At 62.8% G+C, this 8484-nt stretch carries 7 protein-coding genes and 1 pseudogene; 7 read left to right on the top strand and 1 reads right to left on the bottom strand.

Annotated elements, in window-relative coordinates; genetic code table 11:
- The 5 genes and pseudogenes from HX786_RS29415 to HX786_RS29395 all read left to right on the top strand — a co-directional run.
- Positions 1-2403: DUF2339 domain-containing protein (locus tag HX786_RS29415; protein WP_178912969.1), on the top strand; the 2403-nt coding region annotated here is incomplete at its 5' end.
- Positions 2403-3758: a DUF3999 domain-containing protein gene (locus tag HX786_RS29410; RefSeq protein ID WP_178912968.1), complete on the top strand. Its 1356-nt coding sequence runs from the start codon at positions 2403-2405 to the stop codon at positions 3756-3758. The genes HX786_RS29415 and HX786_RS29410, both read left to right, overlap by 1 nt.
- A gap of 107 nt (positions 3759-3865) precedes the next feature.
- Positions 3866-4718: pseudogene (locus tag HX786_RS29405) on the top strand (class 1 fructose-1,6-bisphosphatase).
- Between the two features lie 143 nt (positions 4719-4861).
- Positions 4862-5116, top strand: coding sequence for a hypothetical protein (locus HX786_RS29400; protein WP_003217986.1), 255 nt, complete (start codon positions 4862-4864; stop codon positions 5114-5116).
- 32 nt (positions 5117-5148) lie between these two features.
- Entirely contained in the window at positions 5149-5718 is a 570-nt protein-coding gene (locus HX786_RS29395; protein ID WP_003217984.1) for a lipocalin family protein, read from the top strand.
- A 60-nt stretch (positions 5719-5778) separates the two neighbouring features.
- Here HX786_RS29395 and HX786_RS29390 read toward each other — a convergent pair whose 3' ends face one another.
- Positions 5779-7143: a formimidoylglutamate deiminase gene (locus HX786_RS29390; protein ID WP_178912967.1), complete on the bottom strand. Its 1365-nt coding sequence runs from the start codon at positions 7141-7143 to the stop codon at positions 5779-5781.
- Positions 7144-7290: 147 nt separating this feature from the next.
- On the opposite strand from HX786_RS29390, the gene hutC reads away from it, so the two are divergent.
- The gene (gene hutC / locus HX786_RS29385; RefSeq protein WP_003217980.1) at positions 7291-8001 is read left to right on the top strand and encodes a histidine utilization repressor; all 711 of its coding nucleotides are present in this window, start codon (positions 7291-7293) and stop codon (positions 7999-8001) included.
- A partial coding sequence (locus HX786_RS29380) for a HutD family protein (RefSeq protein WP_178912966.1) occupies positions 7998-8484 on the top strand: 487 nt, incomplete at its 3' end. The genes hutC and HX786_RS29380, both read left to right, overlap by 4 nt.

Here is an 8484-nt window from a genome sequence, read left to right as displayed (position 1 = left end):
GCGCCGGACGATGACAGCCGTGGCGCGTTGCTGCGCTGGTCGGCGGCCAAGGGCGATTATGTGGACGGCAGCATGCTGTTCGGTCCGCCGCTGGTGGGCTTCGGTTTGCAGTTTGCGCTGGTGCAGCACCTGGAATTTGCCGCTGCGTTCAGCGCGCTGGCCCTGGGCATTATCTATATGGGCCTGGCTCGTTTGCTGAGTGGCGGGCGCGCCTTGCTGCTGGCGGAAACTTGCCTGGCGCTGGGTGTGATCTTCGCCAGCCTGGCGATTCCGTTGGGCCTCGACGCACGCTGGACCGCGGCGGCCTGGGCCGTGGAAGGCGCCGGGATTTTCTGGCTCGGCCTGCGTCAGCAGCGGCCTTTGGCACGGGCGTTTGGCTTGCTGTTGCAAGTCGGTTCGGCGCTGGCGTTCCTCAGCGAATTGCGGATTGGCGAGACCAGCCTGCTGGACGGTGCACCCTTGGGTGCGTCGTTGCTGGGGGCGGCCTTGCTGTTCAGTTTCGACCAGTTGCGCAAGGCGCCGGTGGAGCACGCGGCGCAATGGGAGCGTCGAGGCTTGCCGGTATTGGCCAGTGTGGGCCTGGGCTTCTTGTACCTGCTCGCACCGTTGCTGCTGTGGACCCAAGGCACGGCCATCAGTTGGGCGCTTGCCGGTCTTGCGACCTTGCTGGTGGGCCTGCGCATCGGCTCGCGTACGTTCCTCTTCACCGCATTTGCCGTGCAACTGCTGGGTGGTGCGCTGTTCCTGCTGCGCCTGCAAGCGGGTGCTGATTCAGGCGCGGTGTTCAGTGCGGGCTGGAGCGGCTTGCTCACCACATCGCTGATTGGCCTGGCATTGATCGGCGGCATGCTGCTGGCCGCGCGGGACACCATGGTGCGCAGCGATGTGCGGTTGTTGCGTGGCCTGTCGGTGGTGTTGCTCGCCGGGTTGGTGCTGATCAACCTGGCGGTGCTGTTTGTGCTGCCGTGGGAGACCGCCAGCGGCGTGTGGGCGGCCAGTGGTTTGTTGATCATCTGGCTGAGCCTGTACCTGCAACAGCGCGTTAGTTTTGTCTTCGGGTTGTTGCTGCAAGTGATCGGCGGCGCTTCGTTCCTGATCGCGGTGCCGGACCTGCTCGGGCCGCTGACCAGCGAGGGTTTGCGTCCTTTGGGCCATAGCGGTTTCTGGACGCCAATGGTGCTCGGGCTGGCGGCGCTGGTCGGTGCCTGGCGCTTGCAGCGCAGGCCTCATGCGCCGGTGTTTGAGGCGTTGAGTTTGCAGCGGCTGTCCGACGTGCTGCTGGTGTGGGGTGCGGGTTGGTGGACGTTGGCATTGGTCAGTGAAGTGCTGCGTTTTGCACCATCAACGCTGCAAGGCACCTGGCTGTTGGCGGTAGCGGCGGTGAGTGTGGCGATCTGGGTGGTGCTGGCCCTGAGGCTGCAATGGGCGTCGCTGGGCTTGCTGTGCACGCTGTTGATGCCGGCGGCGGGCGTGGTGTTGCTGGGCGCGTGGGGCTCGCGTTATCACCCGGCGGCGAACTTCGCCTGGCTGGCCTGGGCGGCGGTGTTTGCGGTGCACTTCGTGTCGCTGCGACGCCTGGCGTTGGTCATCCCGGAAAAAGCCCTGGGCGCCGCGCACGTGCTCGGCTGCTGGCTGTTGATTGGTGTGCTGGCGCTGGAGTTGCGCTACGGCCTGTTGTTGCTGTCCGAGGAATACAACGCCTGGCGCTGGCTGGGCTGGGCGATTCTGCCAAGCCTGTACCTGGTGCTGGCCGCCGCGCCACGCAGTTGGCCGTGGCCGGTGTCGGCGTACCCGCGCGAGTACCGGTTGTATGCCGCGTTGCCGCTGGCGGTGTTGATGCTCGGCTGGTTCTGGCTGGCGAATATCTTCAGCGACGGCACCGCCGAGCCGCTGCCGTATGTGCCGCTGCTTAACCCGCTGGATATTGGATTGCTATTCGCGCTGCTGGGTGTGTACCTGTGGTCCCGCAGTGCCGCACCGCAACGCGGGCCGCGCGCCGAACTGGTCGCTCAGGCGGTCTCCGGTGTCTCGTTGTTCGCCTTCTTCACTGCGCTGGTGATGCGCACGGCTCATCACTGGGGTGGCGTGCCGTTCCATCTGGATGCGTTGCTGGAGTCGATGCTGGTGCAGGCCGGGCTGTCGATCGTGTGGACCCTGATTGCCCTGAGCCTGATGATAGGCGGCTATCTGCGTCACCGGCGTGAGGTGTGGCTGATCGGTGCGGCATTGATTGCCGTCGTGGTCGCCAAATTGTTCTTCGTCGAATTGAGCAACCGCGGCGGGCTGGCGCGGATCGTATCGTTTATCGGTGTGGGCGGGCTGTTGCTGGTGGTGGGCTATTTCGCCCCGCTGCCCCCCAAGCGCCCCGAGCCGGTGGTTGAAACTGAAGGAGTGGCCTCTTGATGGGCAAGCTGAGTGTGGCGCTGTTGGGGTTGTGCACGACGTTATCGGCCTGGGCCCAGGAGACGCCCGCCGATTTCACCACGCGTGTGCCGCTGACGGTCAGTGGCGAAGGCCCGTGGTACCGCCTGGAACTGCCGCTGGCGGTGCAATTGAGCGCCCGTCAGGCCGACCTGGGTGATGTGCGGGTGTTCAACGCCGCTGGCGAGCCCCAGGCTTACGCGCTGGCGCGGCAGTCGGCGCAAAGCACCGAAAGCCGCAGCCTGTCCAACGTGAAGTGGTTCCCATTGTACGCTGCGGCTGACTCCTCCGAAGCCGTGCCCAGCGTGCGTGTGCAATCCACGTCCACCGGCACGCTGGTGCAAGTGCAGCCGCCGAGCCAACTGGAGGCCGGCGAAGAGGTCCTGCGCGGCTGGTTGCTCGACGCGAGTGCGATCAAGGCCCCGTTGCAGCAACTGATCCTCGACTGGACGAGCGAGCGCGACGGCTTCCAGCGTTTCAGCATCGAAGCCAGCGACGACTTGCAGCACTGGCGCGCCTGGGGCGAAGGGCAGGTGGCGCGGTTGTCGTTTGCCGATGAGCGCGTCGAGCAGCATGAAGTGAGTTTGCCGGGGCAGTCGGCGCGGTATCTGCGTCTGCTGTGGAAAGGCCAGGCGGCACCGGCGCTGACGTCGGCGCAGTTGGAGAGTGTCAGCGCCCACAACCTGCCGTTGCCGCTGGTGTGGTCGCAGCCGTTGTCGGGCAGCCGGCTCAAGGCCGGGGAATACAGCTGGCAGTTACCCAACGCACTGAACGTCGAACGCTTGCGAATCGACTTGAGCCAACCCAACAGCCTGGCGCCGGTCACCTTGTCGGGCCGCCGGGAAAGTAATCAGGCCTGGCAGCCCATGAGCAGCGGTTTGCTCTACCGGTTGACACAAAATGGCCAGGACGTTTTACAGAACGAACTGCAGTTGCCGGGCCAGGCTGTTGCGCAGCTCAAGCTCGACGTGGACGAGCGTGGGGGTGGCCTGGGCGTGGAGGCGCCGACCTTGAGCTTTGCGGTGCGGGCCACGCAGTTGGTGTTCCTGGCGCGGGGCGAGCCACCGTTCACCCTTGTGCTCGGCAATCCGTCGGTGAAAGGCGCGAACTTGCCGCTGTCGACCCTGATTCCGGACTACAGCGCCGAACGTCTCGCGGGGCTTGGGCAGGCCAAGGTGGCGGGCGAGGCGGTGGTGACATCGCCTGCGGTCGCGGCCCCGGTTGATGCCGGGCCGAACTGGAAAAAGCTCGGTCTTTGGGCCGTGCTGCTGCTCGGTGTGGCGGCCCTGGGCGCCATGGCCTACAGTTTGCTGCGCAAGCCGCCGGTGGCACGTTAAATAAAGTCCATGAACTCTATTGGGTTTAAATCCTCTGATAGGAGGAAATACGCCCCGACTCGCGTTAAACTGCGCGGGTTTTTAGCCCCCCATTTCCGGAGCCTTCCATGTCCCGCGTTACCCTGAGTCGCTATTTGATCGAGCAGACCCGCAGCAACAACACGCCTGCCGATCTGCGCTTCCTTATCGAAGTGGTGGCGCGTGCTTGCAAGGAAATCAGCCACGCCGTGTCCAAAGGCGCGCTGGGTGGTGTCCTGGGCAGCATGGGCACTGAAAACGTACAAGGCGAAGTGCAGAAGAAGCTTGACGTGATCTCCAACGAAATCCTGCTCGAAGCCAACGAGTGGGGCGGTCACCTGGCCGGCATGGCGTCCGAAGAAATGGACAATGCCTACCAGATCCCGGGCAAATACCCGAAAGGCGCGTACCTGCTGGTATTCGACCCGCTGGACGGTTCGTCGAACATCGACATCAACGCGCCAGTCGGCACTATCTTCTCGGTACTGCGTTGCCCGAACGAATACCTGAGCCAGAACGAAGCCCTGAACGAAAAGGCCTTCCTGCAGCCGGGCACCGAGCAGGTAGCTGCCGGTTACGCGATCTACGGCCCACAGACCATGCTGGTGCTGACCCTGGGCGACGNNCGAAGAAGGCCCGCTGAAGAAGAACTTCAACATGCGCTGGGTGGCTGCGATGGTTGCCGACGTGCACCGCATCCTGACCCGTGGTGGCCTGTTCATGTACCCACGCGACAGCCGCGAGCCGTCCAAGCCAGGCAAGCTGCGCCTGATGTACGAAGCCAACCCGATGTCGTTCCTGGTTGAGCAGGCGGGCGGTGCGTCCACCGACGGCCACCAGCGCATCCTCGACATCCAGCCTGAAGGCCTGCACCAGCGCGTAGCGGTGTTCCTGGGTTCGAAGGAAGAAGTTGAGCGTGTGACCGGCTACCACAAGGCTTAAGTCCTTGCGGTAAGCAAAAGCCCCGAAACGTTTCAGCGTTTTCGGGGCTTTTTTGTTTTCGCTCGTCGGGAACCAGACACCTCTTTTCCCTTCTAAGCTTCTGGCAGACCCCCAAGCTGCTTCGTCTCTCCAGGAGTTTTTCCATGTCGTTACGCCGTCTCGCCCTGTTGTCGTTTTGCGTGCTTCTGGCCGCTTGCAGCAAGGTCACTCAAGAAAATTACGCAAAACTGTCGGCCGGCATGCCAAAGGCCGAGGTGGAGTCGTTGTTGGGCAAGCCGACTGATTGTTCTGGCGCGCTGGGTATGTCCAGTTGCACCTGGGGCGATAAAAACAGCTTTATCAGCGTGCAATATGCCGGTGACAAAGTACTGATTTTTTCCGGGCAAGGCCTGAAGTAAACCGGGGCGAAAGCCTGCGGGAGAAAAACAACATGATGCGTTTCGTTCTATACCTCTGCGCCAGCCTGTTTTTGGCGGGCTGCGCCAGCCATTCTGGCGATGATCTGCAACCCAAGACTGTTGGCAGCGTCAACCTCAAGCGTTACCAGGGCACCTGGTATGAGTTGGCCCGTTTGCCGATGTACTTCCAGCGCAATTGTGCGCAGTCCGAAGCCCGCTACACGCTGTTGCCCGATGGCAACATGTCGGTGTTCAACCGCTGCCTGACCCCTGAGTGGAAGTGGCAGGAAGCCAAGGGCACCGCAACGCCGCAGGTCGCCGGCAAGACCGACAAACTGTGGGTCGAATTCAATAACTGGTTCACCTCGCTGTTGCCGGGCGTGGCCAAGGGCGATTACTGGGTGCTGTACGTCAGCGATGACTACAAGACCGCCATTGTCGGCAGCCCGAGCCGGCGCTACATGTGGTTGCTGTCGCGCACGCCGACGGTCAGCGCCGACACCCGCGAAGACCTGCTGAGCAGGGCGCGGCAGCAGGGGTATGACACCACGCGTTTGATCTGGCGTACGTCGGACAAGCAGATGGCGAAGACCTCGCAGTAATACGAAACAGCGCCAATCCAATGTGGGAGCGGNNCTCCCACATTTGTTATGTGTCGTCTGTCAGCCCAGCAAATCCCGCAGGACCTGGGTAAACGCCCGGCTGCTGTCTTCTTCGGCGGCGTGATGCCCGTCGCGCACCACCCACTTCCCGTTGACCAGCACATCGCGCACCTGGCGATCACCACCGGCAAACAACCAGCGATTGAGGATCCCGTCTTCGTTCGCTGTCGCCAGGTACGGATCGTTGCCGTCCAGCACCAGCCAGTCCGCACGCTTGCCAACTTCCAGGCGCCCAATCGGCTGCCCCAACGCTTCGGCACCGCCGTCCAGCGCGGCATCGAACAGCGTACGCCCAACCATCGGCTGATCGCTGCGATACAGCCGGTTGCGCCGCTGGTCCCGCAGCCGCTGCCCATATTCCAGCCAGCGCAATTCTTCCACCACGCTCAGTGATACATGGCTGTCGGAGCCAATCCCCATTCGCCCGCCCTGGGCCAGGAAGTCCACCGCCGGGAAAATCCCGTCGCCCAGGTTGGCTTCAGTGGTCAGGCACAACCCGGCAATCGCCCGGCTCCTGGCCATCAACGTCACTTCTTCCGGATTGGCGTGGGTGGCGTGCACCAGGCACCAGCGCTGATCCACTTCAACATGGTCATACAACCATTGCAGCGGGCGCTGGCCGCTCCAGGCCAGGCAGTCGTCGACTTCCTTCTGCTGCTCGGCGATGTGGATGTGCACCGGGCACGCCTTGTCGCTGGCGGCCAGCACTTCGCTGATCTGTTGCGGTGTGACGGCGCGCAGCGAGTGGAAACACAGGCCCAGCCGTTGTGCCGGTTGCGCGGCCAGAATCGGTTGCAGGCGTGATTGCAGGCTCAGGTAATTTTCGGTGCTGTTGATAAAGCGGCGCTGGCCTTCATTGGGTGCCTGGCCGCCGAAACCGGAGTGGCTGTAGAGCACCGGCAACAACGTCAGGCCGATACCGCTGCTGGCGGCCGCCTGGCTGATTTGCCGCGACAGCTCCGCAGGGTCGGCATAGGGCTGGCCGCTGACGTCGTGGTGCACGTAGTGAAATTCGGCCACCGAGGTGTAGCCGGCCTTGAGCATTTCGATATACAACTGGCGCGCGATGACCTGCAACTGGTCGGGGCGGATCTTGCCGACCATCCGATACATCAGGTCGCGCCAGGTCCAGAAACTGTCATTCGGGTTGCCGGCCACTTCCGCCAGCCCGGCCATCGCGCGCTGGAATGCGTGGGAATGCAGGTTCGGCATGCCCGCCAGCACGGGGCCCCTGAGCCGTTCGGCACCGTCTGCACAGGCGTTGGGCTCAACCTTGGTCAGCAGGCCATCGGCGCTGACTTCAAGACGTACATCGTTGGCCCATCCATTAGGCAGCAGCGCGCGTTCGGCAAAGAAAGCGGACATGATTCAGGCACCCCGGTCGTGTGTTTATTTGTATATACATATACAGACGTTTGCCTGCTCGGTAAACTCCGGCAAGCTATGCTTCTTTTTCACCTACAAGGATTTCCTGTGTCGACTCCGCCCGCCAAGTCTCCACTGGCTGCCCACATGGACGAAAGTCCGGCGCCCTTGTATGCCCGCGTCAAACAGATGATCAGCCAGCAGATTCTCAACGGCAACTGGCCGCCGCATTATCGCGTGCCTTCGGAAAGCGAACTGGTCAACCAGTTGGGCTTCAGCCGCATGACCATCAACCGCGCCCTGCGCGAGTTGACTGCCGAAGGCCTGCTGGTACGCATGCAAGGTGTGGGCACCTTTGTCGCCGAGCCCAAGAGCCAGTCGGCGCTGTTTGAAGTGCACAACATTGCCGATGAGATCGCCTCCCGCGGTCATCGCCATACGTGCAAGGTCATTACCCTCGGGGAAGAAGCCGCCGGTTCCGAGCGCGCCGTCGCGCTGGAAATGCGCGAAGGCGGGCGGGTGTTCCACTCGTTGATCGTGCACTACGAAAACGACATTCCGGTGCAAATCGAAGACCGTTTCGTCAACGCCCTGGTAGCACCGGAATACCTGCAGCAGGATTTCACCCAGCAAACGCCCTATGCCTACCTCAACCAGGTGGCGCCGCTGACCGAAGGCGAGCACGTGGTCGAGGCGATCCTGGCCGACGCTGACGAATGCAAGCTGCTGCAAATCGAAACCAGCGAGCCGTGCCTGCTGATTCGCCGCCGCACCTGGTCTGGCCGCCAACCGGTCACGGCCGCACGTTTGATCCACCCCGGTTCCCGTCATAGCCTGGAAGGACGTTTCAGTAAATGAGTTCGATGAAAGTCTGGCGCGCTACCGATTACATTCGCATGCCGTGGAAAAACGGTGGCGGCAGCACTGAAGAAATCACCCGTGACGCGGGGGAGGGCCTGGACGGTTTCGGCTGGCGCCTGTCGATTGCCGATATCGCCGAGTCGGGCGGGTTCTCCACCTTTGCCGGGTACCAGCGCATTATCACCGTGCTGCAAGGCTCGGGCATGGTGCTGACGGTGGATGGCGAGGAACAGCTCGGGTTGTTACCGCTGCAGCCATTCCCGTTCAAGGGTGACAGCCAGGTGTCCTGCCGTTTGATCGGCGGGCCGATCCGCGATTTCAACCTCATCTATTCGCCGCAGCGCTATCAAGCGCGGTTGCAATGGATGGACGGCACGCAGCGTTTCTTCAGTGCCGCGCACACCGTGCTGGTGTTCAGCGTGGCCGATGAAGTGAAGGTGCTCGGTGAGCGGCTGAACCGTCACGACTGCCTGCAACTGG

The organism is Pseudomonas sp. 21615526, assembly GCF_013386245.1.
GTDB lineage: Bacteria > Pseudomonadota > Gammaproteobacteria > Pseudomonadales > Pseudomonadaceae > Aquipseudomonas.
The sequence above is the reverse complement of the archived record's forward strand: the minus strand, read 5'-3'. Positions and strand labels throughout refer to the sequence as shown.